The sequence below is a fragment of the Streptomyces sp. PsTaAH-124 genome (genome assembly GCF_000373685.1).
Classification (GTDB): Bacteria; Actinomycetota; Actinomycetes; order Streptomycetales; family Streptomycetaceae; genus Streptomyces; species Streptomyces andamanensis.
In genome coordinates this window covers 271,858-298,668 of sequence record NZ_KB892207.1, presented here as the reverse complement: position 1 = coordinate 298,668, position 26,811 = coordinate 271,858, and the positions used below count along the sequence as shown (strand labels likewise).

The window sequence follows — 26,811 nt, the reverse complement described above, 5'->3', positions numbered from 1 at the left end:
CGCAACCCTTCGTCAGCCGCCTGTGAAGGATGACCTGTCGGATTCGGGCTGGCGAAGTTGCCCGGCCGCCTGCTGGCGGCTTCACCCCAAGGGCTGCTCGGCCCGGCCGTGGCGCGGCCGTTCCGGCGACCCGTCTTGCTCGGGTCCTCCACTCCTGCCGATCCACTTCCGTCGACCGGGCATCCGGGCGGTGGCAGGACTCGGCGTCCGCCCGGACCGCCCCGCCGCTGCGGCGGGGGCTTGTCGTCAGACAGGGATCTTCACCTACGGCTGTCCGAAAATCCCAACGGAACCTGTGCTTTGTGTTGTTACTCACCACTCGTCCGTTCGAGTGGATGCCGTTCCGTTCGAACCGCTTTCTCCCGCCCGGCCGAGCCCCGGACCAGGAGCGGAAGAAATCGTTCCGCCATCCGGGCGGACACGCGCCGCAACCCGAACGGCCCTGGAAAAAAGTGGTGTGCCTACGCCGAAAGGCGGTACCCCGTTCGGTCCGTTTCGGTCCGATCCGATCCCGCGCGGGCGCCGTGTCGAAGACGCCGCCCGTCTGCCCGGCCGCCCGCCACGGAGGTCCGTCGCCGCCCGGCTCCGGTCGTGCGCGCGACCCGCAGGGAGCAAGCTGGAGGAGGACTCCGGCCGTTCGACGACCCAGGGGATCTCCATGGCGTTCTTCGCGATGTCCAGGTGGCATCCGCTCCAGCCGCTGTCCGTCACCGACCTGGTGGCGGAGCACGAGCGGCTGCACGAGGAGATCGCCCAGCTCCAGCGCGGCCTGACCTCGCACGCCGTCATCGACCAGGCCATCGGAGCCCTGGTGGCCGTGGGCCGCATCCCTCCGGACAGCGCCTGGCGGGTGCTGCGCGAGGTCTCCCAGCGGACGAACACGAAGGTGCGCACGGTCGCCGAGCACATCCTGAAGTTCGCCCAGGGCGGCGCCCTGTCCGACACCGAGCTGGAGGAGCTGCGGCGGGCGCTCGGCCGGCACGCCGCGCGCCGCGCCCCGGACCGCTGCGACTCCTGAGGCGGCGCCCGCGCCCTGTCCGCGCGGGCGCTCGGGCGCGTCTCCGCTGAGCGGAACATCCGACGCCGGTTATCGGATTGGCAAAGAAGGTCAACGACCCCTGTCCTCAGGCGCCTCACAGCCGGAAGGATCCCCCGTACTCGATTCGCAACGATGTACGGGGAGGTCCCACTTGAGGGTCATCAGACCGAAGAACCGGGCGGTGGCGCTCGGTTCGGCCGGCGCGCTCGTCACGGCGACCCTGATAGCCGGCGCCGTGGCGGCACCCGCGGCCAGCGCGGACAGCCGCCACGGCCAGGACCGCGAGGCCATCGGCGCGGCGATCGCCGCCGACCGTGCCGCCCACGCCGGTATCCAGTGGCAGGACTGCCCCGCCGACTGGGGGCTGGCCAAGCCCATCCAGTGCGGGTACGTCTCGGTGCCGCTCGACTACGCGCACCCGTACGGCAAGCAGATCAAGCTCGCCGTCGACCGCATCGGCAACACCGGCACCCGGCAGGACCGCCAGGGCGCCCTCATCTACAACCCGGGCGGACCGGGCGGTTCCGGCCTGCGCTTCCCGACCCGGGTCACCGCCAAGAACCCCGTCTGGGCGAACGTGGCGAAGGCGTACGACTTCGTCGGCTTCGACCCGCGCGGCGTCGGCCACTCCACGCCGATCTCCTGCGCCGACCCGCAGGAGTACGTCAAGGCTCCCAAGGCCGACCCGGTGCCCGGCTCCGAGGCCGACAAGCGCGCCCAGCGCAAGCTGGCCCGCGAGTACGCCGAGGGCTGCCTCGAGCGCACCGGCCGCGCCATGCTCCAGCAGATGACCACGCCGAACACCGCGCGCGACCTCGACGTCATCCGCGCCGCGCTCGGCGAGAAGAAGATCAACTACCTGGGCGTCTCCTACGGCACCTACCTCGGCGCCGTCTACGGCACGCTGTTCCCGGGCCATGTGCGCCGGATCGTCGTCGACAGCGTCGTCGACCCGTCGCGCGACAACATCTGGTACGAGGCCAACCTCAACCAGGACATCGCCTTCGAGGGCCGCTGGAAGGACTGGCAGGACTGGGTCGCGAAGAACGACGCCAGCTTCCACCTCGGCACCACCCGCGCCGCCGTCCAGGCCAAGTGGCTCCAGCTGCGCGCCACCGCCAAGGAGCACCCCCTCGGCGGCGTCGTCGGCCCGTCCGAGCTGCTCGGCTTCTTCCAGTCCGCGCCGTACTACGACTCCTCCTGGGTGCCGGTGGCGACGGCGTTCAGCAAGTACTTCGCCGGTGACCCCCAGCCGCTGATCGACGCCGCCGCTCCCGACATGTCCGACATCGCGGGCAACATCTCCACGGAGAACGGCAACGCCGTCTACACGGCCGTCGAGTGCACCGACGCCAAGTGGCCGACCAGCTGGCACAAGTGGGACCGGGACAACACCCGGCTCAACGCCCAGTACCCGTTCCTGACCTGGTCCAACGCATGGATGAACCTGCCGTGCGCCACCTGGCCGGTCAAGCAGCAGACCCCGGTGAACGTCAAGACCGGCAAGGGGCTGCCGCCGGTCCTGATCGTCCAGTCCACGCGGGACGCCGCCACGCCGTACCCCGGCGCCGTCGACCTGCACCAGCGCTTCAAGGGCTCCCGTCTGATCACCGAGAAGGACGCGGGCTCCCACGGTGTCACCGGTCTGGTCAACCCGTGCATCAACGAGCGGGTGGACACCTACCTGCTCACCGGCAAGGTGGACCGGGCGGACGTGACCTGCGGTCCGCACGCCACGCCGAAGCCGTAGCACCCGGCCGTACGCGGTGAGGGGCGGCCGGGATCCCCGGCCGCCCCTTCGCCGTGCCCGGGAGCCGGAGGGAGCCCCGCCGCGCTCTCAGGTGAGCGGGGAGCGGGGGAACCTGCGCTCCCCGCGGGCCCGTGACCCGTCCCGCGCGGACGCGGGCGCCGCGGACTGCCCGGCCTTGGCCACGGCCGCGTACTGGTCGACGTACTCCTGCCCGGACAGCGACAGGATGGCGTACATGATCTCGTCGGTGACGGCCCGCAGGACCGCCTTCTCCTCCTCCATCCCGGCATAGCGGGAGAAGTCCAGGGGACGGCCGAAGCGGATCACGACGCGGCGCGGCCGGGGGACCAGCCGGCCCGGGGGCTGGGCCTCGAAGGTGCCGATCATCGCGCAGGGGATCACCGGCACGCCCGCTTCGAGCGCCATCACCGCGACGCCCACCTTGCCCTTGTAGAGGCGGCCGTCGTGCGAGCGGGTGCCCTCCGGATAGATGCCGAGGAGCTCGCCCCTGCCGAGCACCCCGAGGCCCTCGCGGATGGCGGCCCGGCCCGCCTCCTTGCCCGACCGGTCCACCGGGATCTGCCCGGCGCTGCGGAAGAAGGCGGCGGTCAGCCGGCCCCTCAGCCCGGGGCCGGTGAAGTACTCGGCCTTGGCCAGGAAGGTGATGCGCCGCTTGAGGATCGCGGGCATCAGGAAGTGGTCCGAGAACGACAGATGGTTGCCCGCGACGATGGCCGCACCGGTCTCCGGCACCTGATCGAGACCCTCGATGCGCGGCCGGAAGGCCAGTCTCAGCAGCGGGCCCAGCAGGACGTACTTGAGCAGCTGGTAGAACACGGCTCGCCCCTCACTCGCAGGTCCCACGCGCGGCCGCGGGTGCCCCGGACCGCGTCCGGCCGGAGTCGTCCCGGCCTCTCGACTTTACTGACACACGGTCAGTCAGGCGCCCCTCGCGGACGCGCGGATCGGCGTACGGGCCGGACGCGGTGTCTGCCGGGCTCCGCGCGCCGGGCGACGTACGGTGGACGGTATGGCTCCTCCGCTGCCCGGTCCGCTGGAGCATCTGGCCCCGCTGCTCAGCCAGTACGGATATCTGGCCGTGGGCGGTGTCGTCCTCGTGGAGGACTTCGGGGTGCCCGCCCCCGGCGAGACGATCCTGCTCGCGGCCGGTGTGTACGCCGGGGCGGGCGAGCTGAACGTCCTGGCCGTCGGCCTCATCGCGTTCGCCGCCGCGGTGATCGGGGACAACATCGGCTATCTGATCGGACATTTCGGGGGGCGGGCCTTCGTCCACCGGTGGGGCAAGTACATCTTCCTGACGCCCAAGCGGTTCGAGACCGCCGAGCGGTTCTTCACCCGGCACGGCGGCAAGATCGTCACGGTGGCGCGCTTCGTCGAGGGACTGCGCCAGGCCAACGGCATCATCGCCGGCACCACCGGGATGCACTGGCTGCGCTTCCTGGCCTTCAACGCGCTCGGCGCGGCGCTGTGGGTGGGCCTGTGGGTGTCCGTCGCCTACTTCGCGGGCGCGCACATCGACACCGTCTACGCCACGATCAAGCGGTACGAGGTCTGGGTGCTGGTGGCCGTCGCCGTCCTCGTCGCCGCGCTGGTCGTCCGGCATCTGCTGCGCCGCCGCGCGGAACGGGGGAAGCCGGAGGCGGAGTGAGGGGCGCGCGGCGTACCCGGGGCCGGGCGCCCGGTGTCGCTGACGTCCGGCGGCGGGGGCGGCGTACCGCGCGGCCGACCGCTCCGTACGATGTGACCATGACGTCCGGCACCCGCGCCCGCACCCGCTCGGCGGTGCGCCGTGCCCGCCGGGCGCTGCTGGTCCTGGCCGTACTGGGCGGGGTGCTCGCGATGCACGGCTTCGCCTTTGCCGGGACGCCCGCGCCGGGCCACCACGGGACGACGGCGGCGCCCGGGAGACCGGCCGCCCACGAACCCGCCGCGCCCGTGCACCGGGCCGGGGACTCCTGCCGTCATCTCTCCGACCCGGACTCGGACGGCATGCCCATGCAGCACGCGGACGGCACCTGCGCCGCCGCCGGTACGGCGACGGGCTACGCGCCGTCCGCCCCGCCGCCCGCGCCGTTCTCCGCCGTCGCGCCCCCGGTGACGCTCCCCGCGGGGCCGGTCACCCCCTCTGCCGACGGCCGGGCCCCGCCCGATCTCGCCGAACTCCAGCTCCTGCGGATCTAGAGGCACCCGCACGGTATCCGGACCTCACCGCGTCCGGTGCGCCGTGCTCCGGTCCCGACCCGATCCGCCGGTTCCGCGCGCCCGCGCGCGGGCTTTTCCGAGGAGCTGTACCTTCATGACCTTCATGGCGATCCGCCACACCGGCCGACGCGTCCCGCGCACCGGCCGTACCTTCCCTGCCCTCCCTACCTTCCCTGCCCTCCGTACCTTCCGTCTCCGTCACGCCGCCCTGCCGGGCGCGGTCCTCGTCGCCGCGCTGGCGCTCACCGCCTGCGGCGGCGGCAGCGGTGACATCTCGTCGGCGGGTCACTCCGCCCACGGCAACGGGTCCACCGGCCGCCCCTCGGCCACCTCCCCGGCCGGACCGGGGAAGCACAACGCGCAGGACGTCACGTTCGCGCAGGAGATGATCCCGCACCACCGGCAGGCCGTGGAGATGGCCGCCCTGGCACCGAGCCGGGCCCGGTCCCCGCAGGTCAGGGACCTCGCCGCGCAGATCAGGCAGGCCCAGGACCCGGAGATCGAGACCATGACCGGCTGGCTGAAGGCATGGGGCGCCGGTGTCCCGTCCGCCGGTCCTTCCGGCATGCCGGGCATGCCCGGCATGGACCACTCGGCTTCCGGGTCCGCCTCCGGGCACCCCGGTTCCGGGCACTCCGCCTCCCCGATGCCCGGCATGATGACGGACACCGACATGGACGAGCTGACCGAGCTGTCCGGTGACGCCTTCGACCGGGCGTTCCTGCGCATGATGATCGGTCACCACGAGGGCGCCGTCGCCATGGCCCGCACGGAGCAGGCCGAGGGTGCCGACCGGGCCGCCGTCGCCCTGGCGAAGTCGGTCACCACCTCGCAGTCGGCCGAGATCGACCGGATGAGGAAGCTGCTCGGCGGCCGGTAGGCCCGCCTCCGTTCCGGGACGGCGACGCGCGTCCGCCGTCCCGGAACGATTCCGGGAAAGACTCCCGGAACGACTTCCGGACGCGCTTCGGAATACCCCTGGGGGGTATGTGGTTCCCCGGTGTGCACGGCCACCTCACACATCGACAAAGGAGCGACGATGGAACACGTGGACCACGGGCACGCGCACGAGCACCACCACGGCGCCCCCGAAGGCACCTCCTGGCGCACGGCCGCGCAGGCCACGCTGCACTGCCTGACCGGCTGCGCCGTCGGGGAGGTGCTCGGCATGGTCGTCGGCACCGCCGCCGGGCTGCACAACGCCGCCACGGTCCTCGTCTCCGTCGCGCTGGCCTTCGTCTTCGGTTACGCCCTGACGATGCGCGGCATCCTGCGGGCCGGGCTGCCGCTGCGGCGGGCGCTCAAGGTCGCCCTGGCCGCCGACACCCTGTCCATCGCGGTCATGGAGCTGATCGACAACACCGTCATGGTGGGCGTGCCCGGCGCCATGGACGCGGGGCTCGCCGACGCGCTGTTCTGGGTCTCGCTGGTGCTCTCCCTCGCCCTGGCGTTCCTGCTGACCACTCCCGTCAACCGGTGGATGATCGGCCGGGGCAAGGGGCACGCCGTCGTGCACGCCTACCACTGACCGGCCGCGCGGGGCCGGTCCGTCCGCGGGCCGGGGCGGCGGAGGTCAAGGGTAGCGGCGGTCGTCCGGCTGGGTCGTCCCGCCGCCCGTCGGGCGGGTGTCCGTCCCGCCGTACCGCGCCACCCGGTGGTGCCGGTGGTGCGTCGCGGCGCCGGCCAGCATGGACAGGCCGAGGCAGAAGAGCAGGGCGAGCGCGAGCCCCGCGCTGAAGATCGCGAGGGTGTTCAGCGTGACGATGTCGTTGCCGAGGATCGACACCGTGTACTGGGGTCCGCCGGACAGGTTGCCGGCGATGGCCAGACCGGTGAAGGCGCCCGTGGCCGCGAGGAGCAGCAGGCCGATGAGCAGCATGGGAGTCATCTCCTCAGGAAGTCCCTCAGGGAGTGCCGTCATCCGCTCGGGTACCCGTATCCCCCGGGCGCCAACGAAGGGCCGGGGCAGTGGCGCGGCCGGGCGGGCAGGCGCCTCGGAACGCGCGTACCGGGGGCGCCCCCAGCGGGAGCGCCCCCGGCACATGCCGTACTGCGCAGGACCGGGCGGTCCGGCGGGCTCAGCCGGTCAGCACCCGCTCCAGCGAACCCAGCGCGGAGCGCAGTTCGGTCTCGGTGACGGTCAGCGGCGGCGCGAGACGGATCGTCGAGCCGTGGGTGTCCTTGACCAGGATCCCCTCCCGCATCAGCCGCTCGCTGATCTCCCGGCCGGTGCCGATGGCCGGATCCACGTCGACGCCCGCCCACAGCCCGCGCGAGCGGAAGCCGACCACGCCCCTGCCGGTCAGCGCGGTGAGGCCCTCGCGCAGGACGACGCCCAGTCCGGCGGCCCTGCGTTGGAACTCGCCGGTCTCCAGCAGCTCCACCACCGCCGTGCCGACCGCCGCGGCCAGCGGGTTGCCGCCGAACGTCGACCCGTGCTCGCCCGGCCGCAGCACGCCCAGCACCTCGCGGCTGCCGACCACCGCCGACACCGGCACGATGCCGCCGCCCAGCGCCTTGCCGAGCAGCACGAGATCCGGCACCACGCCCTCGTGCTCCACGGCGAGGGTGTGCCCGGTGCGGCCCAGACCCGACTGGATCTCGTCCGCGACGAACAGGCAGCCCGCCCGGCGGGTCAGCTCGCGCACCCCGGCGAGATAGCCGTCGTCGGGCACGATCACGCCCGCCTCGCCCTGGATCGGCTCGATCAGCACGGCGGCCGTGGTGTCGTCGACCGCCGCCTCCAGGGCCGCCAGGTCGTTGTAGGGGACGATGCGGAAGCCGGGCGTGAACGGCCCGAACCCGGCCCGTGCCGTCTCGTCCGTGGAGAAGCCGACGATCGTCGTCGTCCGGCCGTGGAAGTTCTCGGCGGCCACCACGATCGTGGCCCGGTCGGCGGGGACGCCCTTGACCTCGTAGGCCCACTTGCGGGCGACCTTGATGCCGCTCTCCACCGCCTCGGCGCCCGTGTTCATGGGCAGCACCATCTCCTGCCCGGTCAGCGCCGCCAGGCGCGTCGCGAAACCGGCCAGCCGGTCGTTGTGGAAGGCCCGCGAGGTGAGGGTGAGCCGGTCGAGCTGGTCGCGGGCCGCCTCGATCAGCGCGGGGTGGCGGTGGCCGAAGTTCAGGGCGGAGTACCCGGCCAGCATGTCGAGGTAGCGGCGGCCCTCGACGTCCTCGACCCAGGCGCCCTCGGCCCGCGCCACGACCACCGGCAGCGGGTGGTAGTTGTGCGCGAGCACCGGCTCCTCCGCCCGGATCAGCTCGTCGGAGGTGGTACGGGTGTCTGCGGGTGCGGTCATGAGCGGATCTCCTGGGTGCAGCACTTGATCCCGCCGCCGGCCTTGCGGAACTCCGACAGGTCGACGGGGACGGGCAGATAGCCGAGGTCGGTGAGGCGGTCGGCGAGGTCCGTCGCGCCGGGCGACATGAACACGTGCAGGCCGTCCGAGACGGAGTTGAGCCCGAAGGCCTCCGCGTCCTTCCGGGTGGCGGTCACCGCCTCCGGGTACAGCCGGGCGAGCACCTCGCGGCTGCCCGGGGAGAACGCCTCGGGGTAGTACGCGATGTTCTCCTCGTCGAGGACGAACAGCGCCGTGTCCAGATGGTAGAAGTACGGGTCCACCAGGGTCAGCCCGATCACCGGGACGCCCAGGAACTCCTGGGCCTCGCGGTGGGCCTCCCGGGTGGTGCGGAAGCCGGTGCCGGCCAGCAGCCAGCGCCCGGCCGGGACGAGGTCGCCCTCGCCCTCGCACACCGACTCGGGCCGGTACACGTCGAACCCGGCCGACTTGAACCAGGTGTCGTAGGGCAGGGACTCCGGGCGCCGCTCGGGCGCCTTGAACAGGGAGCCGAAGACACGGCCGCCGACGACGACCGCGGCGTTGGCGGCGAAGACCATGTCCGGCAGCGAGGGGACGGGTTCCACGGTCTCGACGGTATGACCGTGGGCGCGGTAGGCGTCGGTCAGCGCCTGCCACTGGGCCTGGGCGCGTCCGGTGTCGACGGGACGGTCCGGATGCATCCAGGGGTTGATCGCGTACTGCACGGCGAAGTGTCTGGGTTCGCAGACGAGAAAGCGCCGCCGGCGCGGCACACGGGATCCGGGCACAGAGGGGTTCCTCCGCTTCCTGGGGTGTCGACTGAGGGTTGACACCACGGTAGGAAGCGGGCGATACGGCCGACAAGGAACGAAACCTGCGCGTTCACGCAGTGATGCTGCGTCTTCAGGGGATTCAGCGCAGGTCTGCTGCGTCCTCGGGAGCGGGCTGGCTGGCGCCCGCCTCCGGGCTGTCCGGCAGCAGATGGGAGAGCACCATCACGCTGATCGTCTTGCGGATGAACGGCTCCACCCGGATCCGCTCCAGCACCTCCTCGAAGTGCTCCACGTCCCGCGCCCGCACGTGCAGCAGCGCGTCCGCGCCCCCGGTCACCGTCATCGCCGCCGTGATCTCCGGATGGTTGCGCACCACCTCGGCCAGCCGCCTCGGCGGCGCCGCGCCCTCGCAGTACACCTCGACGTACGCCTCCGTGCGCCAGCCCAGCGCCGCGGGCTTCACCGTGGCCGTGAACCCGGTGATCACCCCCGAGTCGCGCAGCCGGTCCACCCTCCGTTTGACGGCGGTGGAGGAGAGCCCGACGGCCGCGCCGATCTCCGCGAAACTCGTACGGGCGTTCGCCATGAGAGCGGTGAGGATCTTCCGGTCGAGATCGTCGAACGGCGTGGGCCTGCTGTTCATGCCCGCACTGTATCCAGCGCCCCCGGCCGAGCCCGGCACATGTCCAGCGCCGCCGTTCGCCCCTACACTCCACGTTCATGCTGCGCGCCCTCGCCGTCGACGACGAACGCCCCTCGCTGGAGGAGCTGCTCTACCTGCTGAGCGCCGACCCCCGCGTCGAGGGCGTCGAGGGCGCCTCGGACGCCACCGAGGCGCTGCGCCGCATCAACCGGGCGCTGGAGTCCGGACCGGGCGGGCCCGACGCGATCGACGTCGTCTTCCTCGACATCCACATGCCCGGCCTCGACGGCCTCGACCTGGCCAGGCTGCTGACCGGGTTCGCCGCACCGCCGCTGATCGTGTTCGTCACCGCCCACGAGGACTTCGCCGTGCAGGCGTTCGACCTCAAGGCCGTCGACTACGTCCTCAAACCCGTCCGCCGGGAACGGCTCGCGGAGGCCGTCCGCCGCGCCGCCGCGCTGCGCGGGACGGCCGTACGGATCCCGGTGAGCGAACCCGACCCCGACCAGCTGCCCGTCGAACTCGGCGGCGTCACCCGGTTCGTCGCCGTCGACGACATCACCCACGTCGAGGCCCGGGGCGACTACGCCCGGCTGCACACCGCCCGGGGCAGCCACCTCGTCCGCATCCCGCTGTCCACCCTGGAGGAGCGCTGGCGCGCCCGTGGCTTCGTCCGCATCCACCGCCGCCATCTCGTCGCGCTGCGCCACATCGGTGAACTCCGCCTGGACGCGGGCTCGGTGAGTGTCCTGATCGGCACCGAGGAACTCCAGGTCAGCCGTCGGCACGCCCGCGAACTGCGGGATCTGCTGATGCGCCGGACCGGACGCTAGAGGGGGCGCACACCATGCCGCAGGACCCCGCCGAGCGCCGCGTCGTCGTCACCGGACCGCCCCGGCGCACCCGCCGCGCCACCGGCCACTACCGCCCGCGCACCGAGATCGACGAGCAGACCACGCTCGGCCACACCTACGTCCGCTCCCTGATGCGCACCCAACTGCGCACCGCGCTCACCGTGTCCGGCGTGCTCGTCCTGCTCGTCGGCCCGCTGCCGCTGGTGTTCGCCGCCGCGCCCGACGCCCGCCGCCTGAAGTGGGCCGTCCTCGGCTTCGGCCTCTACCTCCCGCTCGTCCTGCTCGCCCGCTGGTACGTGCGCCGCGCCGAACGCAACGAACGCGACTTCGCCCGTCTCACCGAGGACCGCTAGGACCGCGCCCCGGTGAACTCCGCCTACACCGTCCCCGCCGTCGCCCTCGTCGTCGTCGCCACCGTCCTCGTCGGCGCCTTCGGACTGCGCATATCCCGGACCACCTCCGACTTCTACGTCGCCTCCCGCACCGTGGGCCCGCGCCTGAACGCCGCCGCGATCAGCGGCGAGTACCTCTCCGCCGCCTCCTTCCTCGGCATCGCCGGACTGGTCCTCGTCCAGGGCCCCGACATGCTGTGGTACCCGGTCGGCTACACGGCCGGATACCTCGTCCTGCTGCTGTTCGTCGCCGCCCCGCTGCGCCGCTCCGGCGCCTACACGCTGCCCGACTTCGCCGAGGCCCGGCTCGCCTCCCAGGGCGTGCGGCGGCTGGCGGGCGCCTTCGTCGTCGGCATCGGCTGGCTGTACCTGCTGCCCCAGCTCCAGGGGGCCGGTCTCACGCTCGCGGTGCTCACCGGTGCGCCCGGCACTCTCGGCGGAGTGATCGTCGCCGTCGTCGTGGTGGCCATCGTCGCCGCCGGCGGCATGCGCAGCATCACCTTCGTGCAGGCCTTCCAGTACTGGCTGAAACTGACCGCCCTGCTCGTCCCCGCCCTCTTCCTGCTACTCGCCTGGCAGAGCGACGGCGCCCCCCGCCACGCCTTCGACGAACCCGCGACCTTCCGCGAGCCGCGCACCGTCCGCGTCGGCAGCACCCTCGACCTGCGGCTGGACCGCCCCCTCACCGTCACCGTGCACGGCACCGTCGACGGCCGCCCGCACCCCGGCGAGCCCGTGCGCCTGGCCGCCGGAACCCATCGCCTCGGCGGCGGCACCCGCCTCACCTTCCGGTCCGGCGACCCGGTGCCCGCCGCCGGCCGGGCCCGCACCGGAGGCATGTCGACCTCGCTCGCCGCGGGCCGCGAGGAACGCCCCCTGTACGCCACGTACGGCCTCATCCTCGCCACCTTCCTCGGCACCATGGGACTGCCGCACGTCGTGGTCCGCTACTACACCAGCCCGCACGGGGTCGCGGCCCGCCGCGCGACGGTCGCCGTGCTCGGCCTCATCGGCGCCTTCTACCTGCTGCCGCCCCTCTACGGCGCCCTCGGCCGCCTCTACGCCCCCGAACTGACCCTCACCGGCGACGCGGACGCCGCCGTCCTGCTGCTGCCCGACCGGATGATCGGCGGCCTCGGCGGCGACCTGCTCGGGGCGCTGGTCGCGGGCGGCGCCTTCGCCGCCTTCCTGTCCACCGCCTCCGGACTGACCATGGCGGTCGCCGGGGTGCTCACCCAGGACGTGCTGCCCTCGCGCGGCCCGCTGCCCGCCCGAGGCGTACGGCACTTCCGGCTCGGCACCGTGCTCGCCATGGCCGTACCGCTCGCGGTGAGCGTCCTGGCCGGGGGACTGCCGGTGGCCGACGCCGTCGGACTCGCCTTCGCCGTGTCCGCGTCCTCCTTCTGCCCGCTGCTCGTCCTCGGCATCTGGTGGCGGCGGCTCACCCCGCCCGGCGCGGCGGCCGGGATGCTGGCCGGCGGCGGGGCCGCGTTCGTCGCCGTCGCCGTCACCATGGCCGGGCTCCCGGGCACCGGGCCGCCGCACGCGCTGCTCGCCTGGCCCGCCCTGTGGTCGGTGCCGCTGGGCTTCCTCACCATGGTTCTGGTCTCCCTGGCCACCCCCGGCCGGGTGCCGCCCGGCACCGCGGCCGTGCTCGCCCGCTTCCACCTGCCCGAGCCGCCCGGCACGGAGGCCAAGGCGTGAGCGGCTTCCTCGCCGGGCTGTGCGTCGCCGTCCTGCCGCTGCTGGCCGCCGGGTTCTGGCTGGGCCGGCGCACCGCCAGGACCCCGCGTCCGGGCGGTCTCGGCACGCCCGTCGAGCACGCCACCTTCCGGACCCTGCACACCGCCTCCCTCGCCGCGCCCCCGCTGCGCGCCGGGCTCACCGAGGAGACCGCCCGCAGATCGGCCCGGCGGCTGCGGTCCCTGCTCGGCACCGACGCGCTCTGCCTCACCGACGACACGCGCGTACTGGCCTGGGACGGCGTCGGCGCCCACCACCGCGCCGAGATCATGGAACGGCTCACCGGCCCCCTGGAGACCGGGCGCGGTGAGGCCTTCCGGCTCGGCTGCACGGCACCGGACTGCCCGGTGCGCTGGGCGGTGGTCGCCCCGCTCACCGTGGACGACCGGGTGCACGGCGCCCTGGTCGCCTGCGCGCCCCGCGAGTCGGCCGTCCTGGTCCGCGCCGCCGCCGAGGTGGCCCGCTTCGTCTCTGTCCAGCTCGAACTGGCCGACCTCGACCGCTCCCGCACCCGGATCGTCGAGGCCGAGATCAAGGCCCTGCGCGCCCAGATCTCCCCGCACTTCGTGTTCAACTCGCTGGCGGTGATCGCCTCGTTCGTGCGCACCGACCCCGAGCGCGCCCGCGAGCTGCTGCTGGAGTTCGCCGACTTCACCCGCTACTCGTTCCGCCGCCACGGCGACTTCACCACGCTCGCCGACGAACTCCACGCCATCGAGCACTACCTCTCGCTGGTCCGGGCCCGCTTCGGCGACCGCCTCGCCGTCACCCTCCAGATCGCCCCCGAGGTGCTGCCCGTCGCGCTGCCCTTCCTGTGTCTGCAACCGCTCGTGGAGAACGCCGTCAAACACGGCCTGGAGGGCAAGGCCGGGACCTGCCGCATCCGCCTCACCGCCCGGGACGCGGGCGCGGAGGCGCTGGTCGTCATCGAGGACGACGGCGCCGGGATGGACCCCGGGCTGCTGCGCCGCATCCTCGCCGGGGAGGACAGCCCCTCCGGCGGCATCGGCCTGTCCAACGTCGACGACCGGCTGCGCCAGGTCTACGGCGACGACCACGGCCTGGTGATCGAGACCGCGCCCGGCGCCGGGATGAAGATCACCGTGCGGCTGCCCAAGTACCAGCCGGGCGTGCACTCCTCGGCCCGCCTCGGCGGCGGCCCCGCGAACTGAGCGGCGCGGAACGGAGCCGGGAGGGGCTCAGGTGTGGTGGGTCACCACCACACCCAGGGTCGCCAGACCCAGCACCACCCAGCCGAACCACAGCCAGCCGTTGCCGCCGAGCGCCACCGTGTACGCGGTCACCGCGACCAGGGCGCCCACGGTGAGCACCCCCATCGCTCTCGTGGCACCGTCCGTCGAACCGGGCATCGCGGCACCCTCCTCCTGGTCGGCCTTCCTCCCATGGTGCCCCGGAATCCGCCTCCTGGGAGGCTCCGGTGCACGCACCGTACGGAAGTGACGGGGGACGGGCGGGGCCCGGCGGGGCGAGGAAGTCAGTTGCCGCGGGCGTTGAGCGAGGCCAGATAGGCGTTGTAGGCGGCCAGCTCCTTGTCGCCGTCCCGCTCGGCGGCCCGGTCCTTGCGCTTGGCCTGCCGCTGCTCCGAGCGGTACCACTGGAACAGCAGCGCCAGCAGCACCAGCACCGAGGGCACCTCGCTGAACGCCCAGGCGATGCCGCCGGCCGCCGTCTGGTCGGACAGCGCGTCGATGCCGAGCGAGGCGGGCGGGTCGCGGAAGGTGTCCACCAGGGGCGTGGAGCCCATCATCAGCGCGATGCCGAAGAACGCGTGGAAGGGCATCCCGGCGAACAGCTCCAGCATCCGCATCAGATAGCCCGGCCGGTGCGGGCCCGGGTCGATGCCCATGATCGGCCAGAAGAACGCCACCCCGACCGCGAGGAAGTGCACCATCATCGCGATGTGCCCGGCCCGCGAGCCCATCAGGAAGTCGAAGAGCGGGGTGAAGTACAGCGCGTACAGGCTGGCGACGAACAGCGGGATGGTGAACGCGGGGTGCGTGATGATCTGGACGTAGCGGCTGTGCAGCAGCGCCAGCAGCAGTTCGCGCGGACCCTTGCGGCCCCGGCCCGCCACCGGCAGCGCGCGCAGCGCCAGGGTGATCGGGGCGCCGAGCAGGATCAGGATCGGCGAGAGCATGCTGATCACCATGTGCTGGACCATGTGCACGCTGAACATGACCATGCCGTAGTCGTTCAGCTTGGTGCACATCATCAGCGCCACCGTCAGCACCCCGACGACGTACGCCACCGTGCGGCCCACCGGCCAGGAGTCGCCGCGCCGCCGCAGCCGCACCACGCCCCAGCCGTAGAGCGCGAGACCGAGCAGGCAGGAGACGAGGAAGAACGGGTCCGCGGACCACGCGAGGCCGCGTCCCAGCGTGAACGGCGGCAGATCCATCATCATGCCGTGCCCGCTGTGATCCATCCGCCGGCTCCTGATTCGTGGGGGTGTGCGCTGTCCGACCCCAGCTGTGGGCGTCCGTGACCGTCTGTCCCCAGCTGTCTGTCGGCACCCAGACTAGAACCGCCCCCGGCCGCTCTCGCGACCGGGGGCGGCTGACGCGCGGGCGTGTCCTACAGCACGCACTCCGCCTCGGCGTACCGGTCGGCGGGCACCGTCTTCAGGGTCTCCACGGCCTGCGCGAGCGACACCATCACGATGTCGGTGCCGCGCAGCGCGGTCATCCGGCCGAACTCCCCGCGGTGCACGGCCTCCACGGCGTGCCAGCCGAACCGGGTGGCCAGCACCCGGTCGTACGCCGTCGGCGTGCCGCCGCGCTGGACGTGCCCGAGGATGACCGGCCGCGCCTCCTTGCCCAGGCGCTCCTCCAGTTCCAGGGAGAGCTGCCGGGCGATGCCCGCGAACCGCTCGTGGCCGTAGACGTCCTTGCCGCCCTCGTCGAAGTCCATCGTGCCGGGCAGCGGCTTGGCGCCCTCGGCCGCGACCACGATCGCGAACCGCTTGCCCGCCGCGAACCGCTCGCCGACCTTCTTCGCCAGCTCCTCGATGTCGAAGGGCCGCTCGGGGACGACCACGGCGTGCGCGCCGGCGGCCATGCCGGACTGGAGCGCGATCCAGCCGGTGTGGCGGCCCATGACCTCCACGATCAGCACCCGCTGGTGGGACTCGGCGGTGGTCTTCAGCCGGTCGAGCGCCTCGGTGGCCACCGTCACGGCGGTGTCGAAGCCGAAGGTGACGTCGGTGACCGCGATGTCGTTGTCGATGGTCTTGGGCACGCCGACGATGGGCAGGCCGTTGTCCGAGAGCAGCCGGGCCGCCTTGAGGGTGCCCTCGCCGCCGATCGGGATGATCGCGTCGAGCCCCAGTTCCTGGACATGGCCGCGGGCCCGCTCGACCCCGTCGCGCAGCTGCTCGGGGCGCACCCGGGAGGAGCCGAGGATGGTGCCGCCGAGGGCGAGGATGCCGCCGACCGCGTCCAGGTCGAGCTTGAGGTAGTCACACTCCAGGAGGCCCTTCCAGCCGTCCCGGAATCCGATGACCTCGTCGCCGTGGTCGGCGACGGCACGGTGCACGACGGACCGGATGACGGCGTTCAGGCCGGGGCAGTCGCCGCCGGACGTGAGGACACCAATGCGCATAGCCCGAACAACCTTCTCCACGTGGGCCGGGACCGGACCGCGCTGTCCGGCTCGATCCCGGCCACCCTACCGGCGTGAGGGGGTGGTGCCGTAAGGGCCGTCCGGCTGGTGGACGCGGGTGCACAGGTGAGCGGACGCGCCGTCAGCCGGGCCCGGTGACGAGCGTCCCGCGCGCACCTTGCGGGGAGCTTGCGAGGGGCTTGAGGAGAGCCGACACCCGGCCGAAGCGCCGGAGACGCAGACACCGCCGGAAACGCAGACACCGCCGCCGCGGTCACCGCGGCCGCCGGGAGACACCGCGGGCGCGCCCGGGAGGGTTCCCGGGCGCGCCCGCGGGCCGCCGTGCCGTGCCGTCCGCGCTCAGGCGGGCTGCTCGGCGGCGGCGATGCGCTCGGTGCGCAGGGCCTCGTACCAGCGGTCGTCGACCGGCGGCAGCGCGTTGACGTCGAGGGCGAGCTTCAGCAGCAGGTCCGCGATCTGCGGGTTGCGGGCCAGCACGGGACCGTGCATGTAGGTGCCGAAGACCGTGTCGTTGTACGCGCCCTCCGTGCCGTCGCCGGTGCCGTTGCCCCGGCCGACGCGGACCTGGGCGAGCGGCCGGGCGGCCGGGCCGAGGTGGGTGACGCCCTGGTGGTTCTCGAAACCGGTCAGCGGGGGCAGCCCGAGGCGCGGGTCGACGTCGCCGAGCACGTCGCCGACGCACCGCTCGCCCTCACCGCGCACGGAGACCACGTCGAGCAGGCCGAGACCCGGCTCGCGCTGGCCGAGGTCGTTGACGAACTCGTGGCCGAGGATCTGGTAGCCGGCGCAGACCGAGAAGACGATGGCGCCGTTCTGCACCGCCTGGTAGAGGTGGCCGTCGCGGCGCAGCCGCTCCGCCGCCAGCCGCTGCGGGCGGTCCTCGCCGCCGCCGATCAGGTAGATGTCGCCGGAGGTCGGGATCGGCTGGTCGCTGCGTACGTCCAGGCGGGCCACGTCCAGGCCGCGCTGCCGGGCCCGGCGCTCCACGACGAGCGCGTTGCCCTGGTCGCCGTAGGTGCTCAGCAGGTCCGGGTAGATCCACACCAGCCGCAGTTGGTTGTCGCTCATGAAGTGCTCGTCCTTCGTGATCAGTTGCCGACGCGGCGGCGCAGGTCCTGGAACGCGGTGTAGTTGGCGATGACCTCGATCCGGCCGGGCGGCGCCTGCTGCACGGCCTGGTCGAGGTTCTCGCAGACCTGGAAGTGCTGGTTGGCCACCTCCAGACGCACCGCGAGGTCCAGCTTCCGGTCGCCGATCACGAGGAGCGGGTGGCCGGTGAGACGGGTGTAGTCGACGTCCCACAGCCAGGAGGTGTCGGTGCCGTCGGCGCCGCGCGCGTTCACCGAGAGGATGACCGGGGTCGGCGGCGGGTCGATCAGCGAGAAGGTCTCCAGCCAGCCGGCCGGGTTCTTGGCCAGCAGCAGGCGCAGGTCGCGGCCCTGGAACTGCACGACGTCGTAGCGTCCCGCGACCGCCTGCACCTGGTACATCCGCTCCAGCGCGACCTGCGGCGGCACCCCGAAGACGGCGGCGACGGCCGCCGAGGAGGCGGCGTTGGCCTTGTTGGCGCGGCCCGGGAGCTGGAGGTGGATCGGCCAGGCCGAGCCGTGCGGGTCCAGGACGTGGTCGCCGGACAGGGCCCAGCTGGGCGTGGGGCGGCGGAAACCGCACTCGGCGCAGAACCAGTCGTCGCCCGGACGCTGCATCACACCGCCGCAGGACGGGCAGGACCAGGCGTCGTCCTTCCACATCTGCCCGGCGGCCACCCAGATCACATTGGGCGAGGAGGAGGCGGCCCACACCACCAGCGGGTCGTCGCAGTTGGCGACGACCACGGCCTTGGAACCGGCGAGCCCCTCGCGCCAGTTCTCGGCGAGCATCCGGGTCTCGGCGGCCCGGTCCAGCTGGTCGCGGGAGAGGTTGAGCAGCGCGATGCACTTGGGGTCGGTGTCCCGGGCGACGCCCGCGAGGTACTTCTCGTCGACCTCGATCACACCGAACTTGGCCTCCGAGCCGCCCGCCAGCGCCGAGGTGATGCCCGCCGGCATGTTGGCGCCGAGCGCGTTGGAGACCACGGGGCCCGCGGCCCGCAGCGCCTCGGCGATGAGCCGGGTGGTGGTGGTCTTGCCGTTGGTCGCCGACACCAGGATGACGTCCAGGTTCTGGGCGAGCCGGGCCAGCAGGTCGGGGTCGAGTTTGAGCGCCACCCGGCCGCCGATCACCGAACCGCTGCCGCGCCCCGCGGCGCGCGATGCCGCCGCGACCGCCTTGCCCGCGGTCACGGCCAGCTTGGCCCGCGGCGTGAGCGGGTCCGAGTTGCCTGCCATCAGTTCTCGATCCTCCTTGCGTACGCGCCGCGCCTGAGCCATCCGGCAACGTGGTGTGGACCTCAGCCTATCGAGATCCGTTCACGCACCCGAATTCCGGCACCCGTGCGGCGCTCGCGCGCCGTTCGCGCGTGCAGAAGGACCGTACCCTTGCCGCCATGCGACACGGCTCGATCCCCGGCGCCCGCGGGCGCGTACGGCCCCTCACCCTCCTCGGCGACGAGGCGCTGCGCACACCCTGCCGGGAGGTCACCGCCTTCGGTCCCGAACTGGCCTCGCTCGTGGAGGACTTGTTCGCCACGATGTACGCCGCACGGGGGGTCGGACTGGCCGCGAACCAGGTGGGCGAGGAGCTGCGGGTGTTCGTCTACGACTGCCCCGACGACGAGGACGTGCGGCATCTGGGGCATGTGGTGAATCCCCGTCTGGTGGCGGCGGACGGCATCGTGCTGCGCGGTCCGGAGGGCTGTCTCTCGCTGCCGGGCCTGGAGGCGGGGACCGAGCGCCACGACCACGCGGTCGTGGCGGGATTCACAGTGACGGGGGAGCCGGTGACCGTCGAGGGGACGGGATTCTTCGCCCGCTGCCTCCAGCACGAGTGCGACCATCTGGACGGCCGTCTGTATGTGGATCATGTCACGGGCCTGCGCCGGCGCAGAGTGCTGCGGCAGGCGGCCAGGGCACCCTGGGCCCGCCGGGGGTGACGGTCGCGGATCCGGGTGGCTGTCCGCGGCCGGGTGGGTGCTAGGGCCTGCCGTCAAATTCCCGTCGTCCGCCCGGAGGGCGGGCCTCGCGGCGTCAGGTGCGTGCTCTCGGCGTGCCGGGCCCTGGCCCGCGTACTGGACGTACTCGGGTCTGGGCCCGGTGCGGCGAGAGTGCGTGCATGGCGTCGCGAGGCAGGCGGGAATTTGACGGCAGGCCCTAGAAGCCGGGGCCTCCGGCCTTGTCCCCGGCGCCCGCGAGCCGGCCCCACAGCAGGTCGGCGAGGCTGCGCACCAGTTCCGCGCGCGAGCAGGGGCGCTCGCCCAGCCACCAGTCGCCGGCCGCGTGCATCATGCCGACGATGCCGTGTCCCCACACCCGGGCCAGCTGCTGGCCGCCCGGTCCGAGGTCGAGGCGCTCCCCGATGACCTGGGCCAGCTCCTCGCCCATCCGGCGCAGCAGCGGCGCGGAGTGCTTGCCGACGTCGAAGCCCTGGTCGCCGCCCTGGCCGCCCTCCGCCGGGTGCATCAGGAAGCGGTACACCTGGGGCCTGGCCTCTATGGCGGCGAGATAGGTGTCGAGCGTGGCCTCGACGCGGGCGCGCCGTTCGGCGGGGGCGTCGAGGGCGGCCCGCAGCGAGTCGAGCAGGGCGTCGGTGTGCCGCTTGGCGAGGGCGGCGTACAGGCCGCCCTTGTCGCCGAAGTGGCGGTAGAGGATCGGCTTGGTGATGCCCGCCTCGGCGGCGATGGCGTTCATCGACGCGTGCGGACCGTCGCGCAGCACCACCCGGTCGGCGGCCTCCAGCAGCTCGCGCCGTCGGCGGTCGGCGGACCGCTGCTGATCGGTCCGCTGCGTGGTGTCCATGATCTCTCCCCACCCGTGCTGATTCGGTGACGCCTGCGCAAACTAACACTGACCGGGCTCCCGGCATCGAACGGGCTGCCGAGGCGACAGCGGCACTTGACTTCTCCTACTGGTCGGTAACACAGTACGGTTACCGCAAGTAACACCACAGTGTGCCGCTGGAGGGGACATGGCCGAGTTCACCATGGAGCTCAACGACGAACAGAAGGAGGTGCGGGACTGGCTGCACGGCTTCGCCGCCGATGTGATCCGCCCCGCCGCCGCCGAATGGGACGAGCGTGAGGAGACTCCCTGGCCGGTCATCCAGGAGGCCGCCAAGGTCGGCATCTACTCCCTGGACTTCTACGCCCAGCAGTACTTCGACGCCACCGGCCTCGGCATCCCGATGGCCATGGAGGAGCTGTTCTGGGGCGACGCGGGCATCGCCCTGTCGATCGTCGGCACCGGCCTCGCCGCCGTCGGCGTCCTCGCCAACGGCACCGAGGAGCAGATCGGCACCTGGATCCCGCAGATGTACGGCGACCCCAGCGACGTCAAGGTGGCCGCCTTCTGCTCCTCCGAGCCCGACGCCGGCTCCGACGTCGCCTCCCTGCGCACCCGCGCCGTCTACGACGAGGCCAAGGACGAGTGGGTGCTCAACGGCACCAAGACCTGGGCGACCAACGGCGGCATAGCCAACGTCCATGTCGTCGTGGCCTCCGTCGACCCCGGACTCGGCTCCAAGGGGCACGCCTCCTTCATCGTCCCGCCCGGCACCCCGGGCCTGTCCCAGGGCCAGAAGTTCAAGAAGCACGGCATCCGCGCCTCGCACACCGCCGAGGTCGTCCTCGACGACGTGCGCGTCCCCGGCTCCTGTCTGCTCGGCGGCAAGGAGAAGCTGGACGAGCGCCTCGCCCGCGCCCGCGAGAAGGCCAGGGCGGGCGGCGAGCGGGTGAAGAACGCGGCGATGGCCACCTTCGAGGCGTCCCGCCCCGCCGTCGGCGCCATGGCGGTCGGCACCGCGCGCGCCGCCTACGAGGTCGCCCTCGACTACGCGAAGACCCGCGAGCAGTTCGGCCGGCCGATCATCGACAACCAGGGCGTGGCCTTCCAGCTCGCCGACATGGCCACCTCCGTCGACGCGGCCCGCCTGATGGTGTGGCGCGCCTCCTGGATGGCGATCAACGGCAAGCCGTTCACCGCCGCCGAGGGCTCGATGTCCAAGCTGTTCGCCAGCGAGACCGCGAAGAAGGTCACCGGCCAGGCCATCCAGATCCTGGGCGGCAACGGCTACACCCGCGAGTACCCGGTGGAGCGGATGCACCGGGACGCGGCGATCTACACGATCTTCGAGGGCACCAGCGAGATCCAGCGGCTGGTCATCTCCCGTACGGTCTCCGGCCTGCCGATCCGCTGATCCGCCCACCGGCCGGGACGCTCCGGTGACGGCGGCCCGCCGGCGGACGACGGGTCCGCCGGCGGTCACCGGGGCGCGGCCGAGGCGCCGGGGCGGGGCCGTCAGCGGTGCCTGAGCGGGGTCAGCTGCTCGATGTCGTAGCGCCGCCGCAGCGCCTCGATCGCCGCGTGGTCGGGCGGCCCGCCGCTCCTGAGGATCTCCAGCAGCTCCTCGAAGTACCGCTCATGGTCCGGCGGCGGGGACGCCTGGAAGAACATCTTCGCCGGGCTGTCCGTGGGGTTGGCGAACGCGTGCGGGCAGCCCGGGGGCACGGCGATGACCGTGCCCGGGGTGGCCCGCACCACGCGGTTGCCGGACCGGGACTCCCACTTCTGCCAGCGGTCGGGCGTCCGCACCCGCGGCTCGAACGCGAGCACGTCCAGCTCGCCCTCCAGCACGTAGAACAACTCTTCGCTGCGCGTGTGCACATGGGCGCCCACGTCGAAGCCCGGCGGGACCTCCACCTCGAAGGTGGAGGAGGTGCGCGAGTGCGAACCGGTCACCTTGAACGTCACCCGCTGGGCGGCCGTCTCGACCACCCGGCCGTGGCCCGGTGGCACGAGCAGCCCGTCCACCGCGGCGAGTTCGGGATCCTCGATCGCGGGAAGCGGCGGCTCGATCGTCGTCATCGGCGCTCACCACGCCACGGGCAGGGCCTCGGGACCGCGGATCAACGCGCCCTTGCGGAACGGCACCTGCTCCGGTGCCACCGCGAGCCGCAGCCCCGGCAGCCGGTCGAGGAGGGCGTCCACCAGCAGTTCGGACTCCATCCGGGCCAGCTGGCCGCCCGGACAGTAGTGCGGGCCGAACCCGAACGCCACATGCGGGTTGGGACTGCGCGTGAAGTCGATCCGCTCCGGGTCGGGGAAGACCTCCGGGTCGCGGTTGGCCGACAGGTAGGACACGTAGATCGCGTCGCCCGCCCGGATCCGCACCCCCTTGATCTCCACGTCCTCCAGGGCGATCCGGGACAGACCGACCGCGTTGCGGTGCGGGATGTAGCGCAGCAGCTCGTCGATGGCCTGCGGCCGGACCGAGGGGTCGGCGCGCAGCCGGTCCGCCAGTTCGGGCCGGGTCAGCAGCAGGTAGAACATCTGCCCGCTGTTGTTGGTGACCGCCTCGCCGCCGATCTGGAGGAGCACCGCGAGACCCACGGCCTCCTCCAGGGTGATCTCGCGCCGTCCCACGGCGGCACCGAGCAGCGAGGCGACGTCCTCGTCGGTGCTGTCCGCGCGCGCGTCGATCAGTTCCGTGAAGTACGCGCCCATCTCCTCCTTGGCCTGCTCGCTGACGTCGGCGCCGTGCGAGGAGGACAGGATGTACTGGGTCCAGGTGTGCATCGCGTGCCGGTCGGCGGCCGGGACACCCATCAGCTCGCAGATCACCGCGATCGGGAAGGGGCTGAGCACCGCCGCCGTCAGGTCGGCGGGCGGCCCGGCGGCCACGAGCTCGTCGACCAGCTCGGCCAGCATCCGCCGGGCGCTGTCGCGCACCCGCTCCACGCCGCGCGCCGTGAACGCGGGCGCCACCGACCGGCGCAGCCGGTTGTGGTCGGGCGGGTCCAGGAAGCCGACCGCGCCCCGGGACGGGATGAAGTGCGGGGCCAGCCTGGTGACCTGCCGGTCCATGACGGCCTCCCGGCTGAACCGGGGGTCGTTGGCGACCAGCCGCACATCGTCCATGCGGGTCACCAGCCAGGCCCAGCCCTCGCCGTTGGGCAGTTGGATCCGGGTGACCGGACCCTCCTCCATCAGGTCGGCCAGGACCGGGTCGAAGTCGACCCCGGTCAGGTCGAGCGCCGGCCAGTGCCGCACCGGGCACTGCTCACCCGCGGCCGGATCCGGTTCGGTGAGCGTCTTCTCGCTCATGACTGGTCCCCGATCTGCCAGTTGCCGAGCGACATCTCGGCGGTGATGCCGGGACCGAACCCGGCGAGCAGCCCGCGCGCACCGTCCTGGACGCCGCCCTCGTCGAACAGCCGCCGCAGCGCGTCCAGCACGACGGCGCTGGCGATGTTGCCGTACTCGGTGAGCGTGGACCGGCTGAAGCGGAACGCGTGCGGCTCCACCTTCAGGAACTTGGTGAGGTCGTCGAGGATGCGCGGGCCGCCCGCGTGGATGACGTAGAAGTCGAGGTCGGAGGCGTCCCAGCCGTGCAGCCCGGCCAGGTCCTGGAGCGCCGGGGCGAGCGGCTCCATGGTGGTGGGCACCCGCTTGTCCAGCAGGAAGTGGAAGCCGGTCTCCCGGACGTCGTACGCGATCCAGTCCTCGGTCTTGGGGATCAGGTACGAGCCGTTGCGCGCCAGGCGCACGCCGGTGCCGCCGGTGCCGCGGACCACGGCGGCGGCGATGCCGTCGCCGAACAGCCCGTTGGACAGCAGCGAGCCGACGCCGATGTCGGTGGGCTGGTAGCACAGCGAGCAGAACTCGCAGGCCACGATGAGCGCGTTGGCGTCCGGGTAGGCCGTGCAGAAGTCGTGCGCGCGGTTGATCGCGGCGCCGCCCGCCGCGCAGCCGAGCTGCGCTATGGGTATCTGACGGGTCGTGGAGTCGAAGGCCATCTCGTTGATCAGCCACGCCGTGAGCGAGGGCATCATGAAGCCCGTGCACGAGACGTAGATGATCACGTCGATGTCGGTGGTCAGGAGTTCCGCGTCGTCGAGCGCCCGCTGGATGACCGCGGGGACCCGGGCCTTGGCCTCGTGCTCGTAGAGCTTGTTGCGCTCCTGGAAGCCCGGGTGCTTCAGGGTCTCCTCGATGGGCTGCACGATGTGCCGGGTACGCACGCCGGTGTTCTCGATCAGCCGGAGGGCCAGCGCGAGTTGCGGGTGGTCCGCGTGCCGGGAGCGCGCGAGGTCCAGCGTTTCCTCCATGGTGATCACGTGCTCTGGAACGGACACCGAGGGCCTGCACAAAGTCGCCATGATCCGTGCCTGCTTTCGCCTTCCGGAAGGCCGGTAGCCCCCCGGTCAGAGGGTGGTGCACCCAGAAGGGTGGTCCACCCACGATCACCCGGGAGAGCGACGATCTCGCGCCGGACTACTCCAATCCGGGGACGGAGGGCCGGGGCCGCCCGGCCCCCGCGGGGGCGCCGAAGGGTCGGCCGCTGCGCTCCGTACGACGGCAAAGGTGCTGGTCAGAGGCGTCGTCCGCCGGGCCGGGGCGGTGCGCGCGGAGTCGGCCCGCGCGGCGCGCGGTGACGGCACGGCGGGCGGGGTCCCGCGCGCGGTGCGCGGGCGGCGGGCGCGGGCCGTACGGCGGGAGGGGTGAACGCGGTGCGTGCGGACGGCGCACCGGCGGCCCGCCCGGGAACCCGGGAACCCGGGAAAGGGAGCGCGCCCGGGAACCCGGGACGGGGAGCGCGGGGGAGGGGCGGACGCCCGGCCGCGGCGCGGGGCGGCGAGGGCACACGGGCCGGGCGGGCGCGCGGCGCTCAGCCGGAAGCGGCTCCGCTGCTGTGCGCGATGCACGCGACGTCGATCCGGTCGGCCAGCTTGGCCAGTTCGATGGTCAGCGCGGCCACGGTGTCCTCGTCGAGCCTCTCCTGCCCGGTCTCCACCAGCCGCAGCCACCGGCCGCCCACCGTCCGCAGCAGCTTGCTCACATCGGCGGCGGACACCTGCAAGGTACCGCGGTCGTCGACGATCAGAGGGAGTGTCACTTCGCGGTTCACACCAGCGATCGTAGCCGCGGAAGCCTCACGCTCCGTGCCACACCGTGGTGATGTTGCAGAACTCGCGGATTCCGTGCCCGGACAGCTCACGCCCGTACCCCGACCGCTTGATCCCGCCGAACGGGAACGCCGGGTGCGAGGCGGTCATGCCGTTCACATACACCCCGCCGGCCTCCAGGTCCCGTACGAACCGGTCCACCTCGGCCTCGTCCCGGGTCCACACGTTCGAACTGAGCCCGAACGGTGAGTCGTTGGCGATCAGCACGGCCTCGTCCAGGTCGGCGGCGCGGTACAGCGTGGCGACCGGCCCGAAGGTCTCCTCGCGGTGCACGCGCATCTCCCGGGTGACACCGGCCAGCACGGTCGGCGGGTAGTACCAGCCGGGCCACGCGGGGCGTTCGCCACCGCACAGCACCTCGGCGCCGCTGCGCCGGGCGTCGTCGACCAGCTCCTCCAGATCGGCCCGGCCCCGCTCGCTGGCCAGCGGCCCCACCTCGGTGTCCTCCTGCGTCGGATCGCCCATCTTCAGGGCCCGCATCCCGGCCACGAACCGCTCCGTGAAGGCGTCGTAGACGTCCCGGTGCACGATGAACCGCTTCGCGGCGATGCACGACTGCCCGTTGTTCTGCACCCGCGCCGTCACCGCGACCTCGGCGGCCCGCCGCACGTCGGCCGACGGCATCACCACGAACGGATCGCTGCCGCCCAGCTCCAGCACCGTCTTCTTGATCATCTCTCCGGCGGTGGACGCCACCGCCCGCCCTGCCGGTTCGCTGCCGGTGAGCGTGGCCGCCTTCACCCGGTCGTCGCGCAGGATGTCGTCGACCGCGCCGGAGCCGATCAGCAGGGTCTGGAAGCAGCCCTCGGTGAAGCCCGCCCGGTGGAACAGGTCCTCCAGGTACAGGGCGGTCCCCGGCACGTTGGAGGCGTGCTTGAGCAGGCCGACGTTCCCGGCCATCAGCGCGGGCGCGGCGAAGCGCACCACCTGCCACAGCGGGAAGTTCCACGGCATCACCGCGAGCACCGGACCCAGCGGCCGGTAGCGCACCAGGGCCCGCGAGCCGCCGGAGTCCTTCACGTCGGCTGCGGCCGGTTCCTCGTCGGCGAGCAGTTCCTCGGCGTGCTCGGCGTACCAGCGCATCGCCCTGGCGCACTTGGCGGCTTCCGCGCGCGCCTGCGTGACCGGCTTGCCCATCTCCGTCGTCATGGTCAGGGCGAGCTCGTCCCGGTCCCCGTCCAGCAGATCGGCGGCCCGCTCCAGCAGGCGGGCCCGCTCGGCGAAGGACGTCGTCCGGTACGTGCGGAAGGTGGCCTCGGCCAGCTGGAGCCGGCGCTCGATCTCCTCCTCGCCCATGGCCTGGTACGTCTTGAGCGTCTCGCCGGTGGCCGGGTTCACCGTGGCGATGGACATGGCTGACCTCCCTCGGGA

At 72.7% G+C, this 26,811-nt stretch carries 28 protein-coding genes, 1 pseudogene and 1 riboswitch; of the genes and pseudogenes, 13 read left to right on the top strand and 16 right to left on the bottom strand.

Translation table 11 applies throughout. The features are described 5' to 3' along the window. Positions 1 to 2 precede the first annotated feature (2 nt). Positions 3 to 216: riboswitch (cyclic di-AMP (ydaO/yuaA leader) on the bottom strand. 442 nt (positions 217 to 658) lie between these two features. Both B086_RS0135030 and B086_RS0135025 read left to right on the top strand, forming a co-directional pair. Then, the gene (locus B086_RS0135030) at positions 659 to 1,018 is read left to right on the top strand and encodes an ANTAR domain-containing protein (protein WP_018571107.1); all 360 of its coding nucleotides are present in this window, start codon (positions 659 to 661) and stop codon (positions 1,016 to 1,018) included. A 172-nt stretch (positions 1,019 to 1,190) separates the two neighbouring features. Next, positions 1,191 to 2,789, top strand: a complete 1,599-nt coding sequence (locus B086_RS0135025) for an alpha/beta hydrolase (protein ID WP_026253095.1) — start codon at positions 1,191 to 1,193, stop codon at positions 2,787 to 2,789. Between the two features lie 87 nt (positions 2,790 to 2,876). Here the strand turns inward: B086_RS0135025 and B086_RS0135020 are convergent, their stop codons facing one another. Continuing rightward, the gene (locus B086_RS0135020; protein WP_018571105.1) at positions 2,877 to 3,626 is read right to left on the bottom strand and encodes a lysophospholipid acyltransferase family protein; all 750 of its coding nucleotides are present in this window, start codon (positions 3,624 to 3,626) and stop codon (positions 2,877 to 2,879) included. A gap of 193 nt (positions 3,627 to 3,819) precedes the next feature. On the opposite strand from B086_RS0135020, the gene B086_RS0135015 reads away from it, so the two are divergent. The 4 genes from B086_RS0135015 to B086_RS0135000 all read left to right on the top strand — a co-directional run bounded on the left by B086_RS0135015 (position 3,820) and on the right by B086_RS0135000 (position 6,540). Continuing rightward, the gene (locus B086_RS0135015; RefSeq protein WP_018571104.1) at positions 3,820 to 4,458 is read left to right on the top strand and encodes a DedA family protein; all 639 of its coding nucleotides are present in this window, start codon (positions 3,820 to 3,822) and stop codon (positions 4,456 to 4,458) included. 98 nt (positions 4,459 to 4,556) lie between these two features. Next, on the top strand, positions 4,557 to 4,991 hold the full coding sequence (locus tag B086_RS0135010; protein WP_018571103.1) for a DUF6153 family protein: 435 nt from the start codon (positions 4,557 to 4,559) through the stop codon (positions 4,989 to 4,991). Between the two features lie 115 nt (positions 4,992 to 5,106). Next, positions 5,107 to 5,892: a DUF305 domain-containing protein gene (locus B086_RS0135005; protein WP_018571102.1), complete on the top strand. Its 786-nt coding sequence runs from the start codon at positions 5,107 to 5,109 to the stop codon at positions 5,890 to 5,892. Positions 5,893 to 6,051: 159 nt separating this feature from the next. Next, positions 6,052 to 6,540: a DUF4396 domain-containing protein gene (locus B086_RS0135000; RefSeq protein WP_018571101.1), complete on the top strand. Its 489-nt coding sequence runs from the start codon at positions 6,052 to 6,054 to the stop codon at positions 6,538 to 6,540. 45 nt (positions 6,541 to 6,585) lie between these two features. Here the strand turns inward: B086_RS0135000 and B086_RS41545 are convergent, their stop codons facing one another. The 4 genes from B086_RS41545 to B086_RS0134980 form a co-directional block, all read right to left on the bottom strand. Further along, on the bottom strand, positions 6,586 to 6,891 hold the full coding sequence (locus tag B086_RS41545; protein WP_018571100.1) for a hypothetical protein: 306 nt from the start codon (positions 6,889 to 6,891) through the stop codon (positions 6,586 to 6,588). Between the two features lie 199 nt (positions 6,892 to 7,090). Next, a complete protein-coding gene (rocD, locus tag B086_RS0134990; protein ID WP_018571099.1) occupies positions 7,091 to 8,314 on the bottom strand; it encodes an ornithine--oxo-acid transaminase in 1,224 nt (407 codons plus the stop codon). Continuing rightward, a complete protein-coding gene (gene ddaH / locus B086_RS0134985; RefSeq protein ID WP_026253093.1) occupies positions 8,311 to 9,123 on the bottom strand; it encodes a dimethylargininase in 813 nt (270 codons plus the stop codon). The genes rocD and ddaH overlap by 4 nt, the downstream gene beginning before the upstream one ends. 124 nt (positions 9,124 to 9,247) lie before the next feature. Beyond that, positions 9,248 to 9,751: an Lrp/AsnC family transcriptional regulator gene (locus B086_RS0134980; RefSeq protein WP_018571097.1), complete on the bottom strand. Its 504-nt coding sequence runs from the start codon at positions 9,749 to 9,751 to the stop codon at positions 9,248 to 9,250. 77 nt (positions 9,752 to 9,828) lie between these two features. Between B086_RS0134980 and B086_RS0134975 the strand changes: the two genes are divergently transcribed. The 4 genes from B086_RS0134975 to B086_RS0134960 are packed head-to-tail and all read left to right on the top strand — an operon-like array spanning position 9,829 to position 13,912. Then, entirely contained in the window at positions 9,829 to 10,584 is a 756-nt protein-coding gene (locus B086_RS0134975; protein ID WP_018571096.1) for a LytR/AlgR family response regulator transcription factor, read from the top strand. Between the two features lie 14 nt (positions 10,585 to 10,598). Continuing rightward, on the top strand, positions 10,599 to 10,958 hold the full coding sequence (locus B086_RS0134970; protein ID WP_018571095.1) for a hypothetical protein: 360 nt from the start codon (positions 10,599 to 10,601) through the stop codon (positions 10,956 to 10,958). Between the two features lie 12 nt (positions 10,959 to 10,970). After that, positions 10,971 to 12,701, top strand: coding sequence for a cation acetate symporter (locus B086_RS0134965; RefSeq protein ID WP_018571094.1), 1,731 nt, complete (start codon positions 10,971 to 10,973; stop codon positions 12,699 to 12,701). Beyond that, positions 12,698 to 13,912: a sensor histidine kinase gene (locus B086_RS0134960; RefSeq protein ID WP_018571093.1), complete on the top strand. Its 1,215-nt coding sequence runs from the start codon at positions 12,698 to 12,700 to the stop codon at positions 13,910 to 13,912. Before B086_RS0134965 ends, B086_RS0134960 begins: the two co-directional genes overlap by 4 nt. Positions 13,913 to 13,939: 27 nt before the next feature. Here B086_RS0134960 and B086_RS44370 read toward each other — a convergent pair whose 3' ends face one another. The 5 genes from B086_RS44370 to B086_RS0134935 all read right to left on the bottom strand — a co-directional run bounded on the left by B086_RS44370 (position 13,940) and on the right by B086_RS0134935 (position 18,709). Beyond that, positions 13,940 to 14,110: a hypothetical protein gene (locus B086_RS44370; RefSeq protein WP_026253092.1), complete on the bottom strand. Its 171-nt coding sequence runs from the start codon at positions 14,108 to 14,110 to the stop codon at positions 13,940 to 13,942. Between the two features lie 125 nt (positions 14,111 to 14,235). Next, positions 14,236 to 15,186: a cytochrome c oxidase assembly protein gene (locus tag B086_RS0134950; RefSeq protein WP_018571091.1), complete on the bottom strand. Its 951-nt coding sequence runs from the start codon at positions 15,184 to 15,186 to the stop codon at positions 14,236 to 14,238. A 149-nt stretch (positions 15,187 to 15,335) separates the two neighbouring features. Continuing rightward, positions 15,336 to 16,361: a 6-phosphofructokinase gene (locus tag B086_RS0134945; RefSeq protein ID WP_018571090.1), complete on the bottom strand. Its 1,026-nt coding sequence runs from the start codon at positions 16,359 to 16,361 to the stop codon at positions 15,336 to 15,338. 360 nt (positions 16,362 to 16,721) lie between these two features. Then, complete coding sequence (locus B086_RS0134940) at positions 16,722 to 17,450, bottom strand: type 1 glutamine amidotransferase (RefSeq protein ID WP_018571089.1); 729 nt, start codon at positions 17,448 to 17,450, stop codon at positions 16,722 to 16,724. A 20-nt stretch (positions 17,451 to 17,470) separates the two neighbouring features. After that, positions 17,471 to 18,709, bottom strand: coding sequence for a MurT ligase domain-containing protein (locus B086_RS0134935; RefSeq protein WP_018571088.1), 1,239 nt, complete (start codon positions 18,707 to 18,709; stop codon positions 17,471 to 17,473). A 158-nt stretch (positions 18,710 to 18,867) separates the two neighbouring features. On the opposite strand from B086_RS0134935, the gene def reads away from it, so the two are divergent. After that, a complete protein-coding gene (def, locus tag B086_RS0134930; protein WP_018571087.1) occupies positions 18,868 to 19,413 on the top strand; it encodes a peptide deformylase in 546 nt (181 codons plus the stop codon). Between the two features lie 217 nt (positions 19,414 to 19,630). Here def and B086_RS0134925 read toward each other — a convergent pair whose 3' ends face one another. Further along, positions 19,631 to 20,275, bottom strand: a complete 645-nt coding sequence (locus B086_RS0134925; RefSeq protein ID WP_018571086.1) for a TetR family transcriptional regulator — start codon at positions 20,273 to 20,275, stop codon at positions 19,631 to 19,633. A 169-nt stretch (positions 20,276 to 20,444) separates the two neighbouring features. On the opposite strand from B086_RS0134925, the gene B086_RS0134920 reads away from it, so the two are divergent. Next, the gene (locus tag B086_RS0134920) at positions 20,445 to 21,671 is read left to right on the top strand and encodes an acyl-CoA dehydrogenase family protein (RefSeq protein WP_018571085.1); all 1,227 of its coding nucleotides are present in this window, start codon (positions 20,445 to 20,447) and stop codon (positions 21,669 to 21,671) included. A 101-nt stretch (positions 21,672 to 21,772) separates the two neighbouring features. Here B086_RS0134920 and B086_RS0134915 read toward each other — a convergent pair whose 3' ends face one another. From B086_RS0134915 to B086_RS0134905, 3 genes and pseudogenes are all read right to left on the bottom strand, one after another. After that, positions 21,773 to 22,339 (bottom strand): cupin domain-containing protein, encoded by a 567-nt coding sequence (locus tag B086_RS0134915; RefSeq protein WP_018571084.1) that lies wholly within the window; start codon positions 22,337 to 22,339, stop codon positions 21,773 to 21,775. Positions 22,340 to 22,345: 6 nt separating this feature from the next. Next, positions 22,346 to 23,578, bottom strand: coding sequence for a cytochrome P450 (locus tag B086_RS0134910; RefSeq protein ID WP_018571083.1), 1,233 nt, complete (start codon positions 23,576 to 23,578; stop codon positions 22,346 to 22,348). Further along, positions 23,575 to 24,642: pseudogene (locus tag B086_RS0134905) on the bottom strand (type III polyketide synthase); the annotation flags it as partial. The gene B086_RS0134910 and the pseudogene B086_RS0134905, both read right to left, overlap by 4 nt. A gap of 196 nt (positions 24,643 to 24,838) precedes the next feature. Here B086_RS0134905 and B086_RS44855 point away from each other — a divergent pair. Continuing rightward, positions 24,839 to 24,979, top strand: coding sequence for a hypothetical protein (locus B086_RS44855; protein ID WP_158690449.1), 141 nt, complete (start codon positions 24,839 to 24,841; stop codon positions 24,977 to 24,979). A 163-nt stretch (positions 24,980 to 25,142) separates the two neighbouring features. On the opposite strand, the gene B086_RS0134900 is transcribed toward B086_RS44855, so the two are convergent. Both B086_RS0134900 and B086_RS0134895 read right to left on the bottom strand, forming a co-directional pair. Then, positions 25,143 to 25,382, bottom strand: a complete 240-nt coding sequence (locus B086_RS0134900) for a DUF6213 family protein (protein WP_018571081.1) — start codon at positions 25,380 to 25,382, stop codon at positions 25,143 to 25,145. 25 nt (positions 25,383 to 25,407) lie between these two features. Beyond that, complete coding sequence (locus B086_RS0134895) at positions 25,408 to 26,793, bottom strand: NADP-dependent succinic semialdehyde dehydrogenase (RefSeq protein ID WP_018571080.1); 1,386 nt, start codon at positions 26,791 to 26,793, stop codon at positions 25,408 to 25,410. Between the last annotated feature and the right edge of the window lie 18 nt (positions 26,794 to 26,811).

What these genes read in the sequence shown, in the direction of transcription:
- B086_RS0135000 (WP_018571101.1), top strand. Translation starts at nt 6,052, where the DNA reads ATGGAACACGTGGACCACGGGCACGCGCACGAGCACCACCACGGCGCC.
- B086_RS0134910 (WP_018571083.1), bottom strand. Translation starts at nt 23,578, where the DNA reads ATGAGCGAGAAGACGCTCACCGAACCGGATCCGGCCGCGGGTGAGCAG.
- B086_RS0134970 (WP_018571095.1), top strand. Translation starts at nt 10,599, where the DNA reads ATGCCGCAGGACCCCGCCGAGCGCCGCGTCGTCGTCACCGGACCGCCC.
- B086_RS0134895 (WP_018571080.1), bottom strand. Translation starts at nt 26,793, where the DNA reads ATGTCCATCGCCACGGTGAACCCGGCCACCGGCGAGACGCTCAAGACG.
- def (WP_018571087.1), top strand. Translation starts at nt 18,868, where the DNA reads ATGCGACACGGCTCGATCCCCGGCGCCCGCGGGCGCGTACGGCCCCTC.
- B086_RS0134925 (WP_018571086.1), bottom strand. Translation starts at nt 20,275, where the DNA reads ATGGACACCACGCAGCGGACCGATCAGCAGCGGTCCGCCGACCGCCGA.
- B086_RS0134980 (WP_018571097.1), bottom strand. Translation starts at nt 9,751, where the DNA reads ATGAACAGCAGGCCCACGCCGTTCGACGATCTCGACCGGAAGATCCTC.
- B086_RS0134915 (WP_018571084.1), bottom strand. Translation starts at nt 22,339, where the DNA reads ATGACGACGATCGAGCCGCCGCTTCCCGCGATCGAGGATCCCGAACTC.
- B086_RS0135030 (WP_018571107.1), top strand. Translation starts at nt 659, where the DNA reads ATGGCGTTCTTCGCGATGTCCAGGTGGCATCCGCTCCAGCCGCTGTCC.
- B086_RS0134935 (WP_018571088.1), bottom strand. Translation starts at nt 18,709, where the DNA reads ATGGCAGGCAACTCGGACCCGCTCACGCCGCGGGCCAAGCTGGCCGTG.
- B086_RS0134940 (WP_018571089.1), bottom strand. Translation starts at nt 17,450, where the DNA reads ATGAGCGACAACCAACTGCGGCTGGTGTGGATCTACCCGGACCTGCTG.
- B086_RS0134920 (WP_018571085.1), top strand. Translation starts at nt 20,445, where the DNA reads ATGGCCGAGTTCACCATGGAGCTCAACGACGAACAGAAGGAGGTGCGG.
- rocD (WP_018571099.1), bottom strand. Translation starts at nt 8,314, where the DNA reads ATGACCGCACCCGCAGACACCCGTACCACCTCCGACGAGCTGATCCGG.
- B086_RS44370 (WP_026253092.1), bottom strand. Translation starts at nt 14,110, where the DNA reads ATGCCCGGTTCGACGGACGGTGCCACGAGAGCGATGGGGGTGCTCACC.
- B086_RS0134950 (WP_018571091.1), bottom strand. Translation starts at nt 15,186, where the DNA reads ATGGATCACAGCGGGCACGGCATGATGATGGATCTGCCGCCGTTCACG.
- B086_RS0135005 (WP_018571102.1), top strand. Translation starts at nt 5,107, where the DNA reads ATGACCTTCATGGCGATCCGCCACACCGGCCGACGCGTCCCGCGCACC.
- B086_RS0134945 (WP_018571090.1), bottom strand. Translation starts at nt 16,361, where the DNA reads ATGCGCATTGGTGTCCTCACGTCCGGCGGCGACTGCCCCGGCCTGAAC.
- B086_RS0134975 (WP_018571096.1), top strand. Translation starts at nt 9,829, where the DNA reads ATGCTGCGCGCCCTCGCCGTCGACGACGAACGCCCCTCGCTGGAGGAG.
- B086_RS41545 (WP_018571100.1), bottom strand. Translation starts at nt 6,891, where the DNA reads ATGCTGCTCATCGGCCTGCTGCTCCTCGCGGCCACGGGCGCCTTCACC.
- B086_RS0135015 (WP_018571104.1), top strand. Translation starts at nt 3,820, where the DNA reads ATGGCTCCTCCGCTGCCCGGTCCGCTGGAGCATCTGGCCCCGCTGCTC.
- B086_RS0135010 (WP_018571103.1), top strand. Translation starts at nt 4,557, where the DNA reads ATGACGTCCGGCACCCGCGCCCGCACCCGCTCGGCGGTGCGCCGTGCC.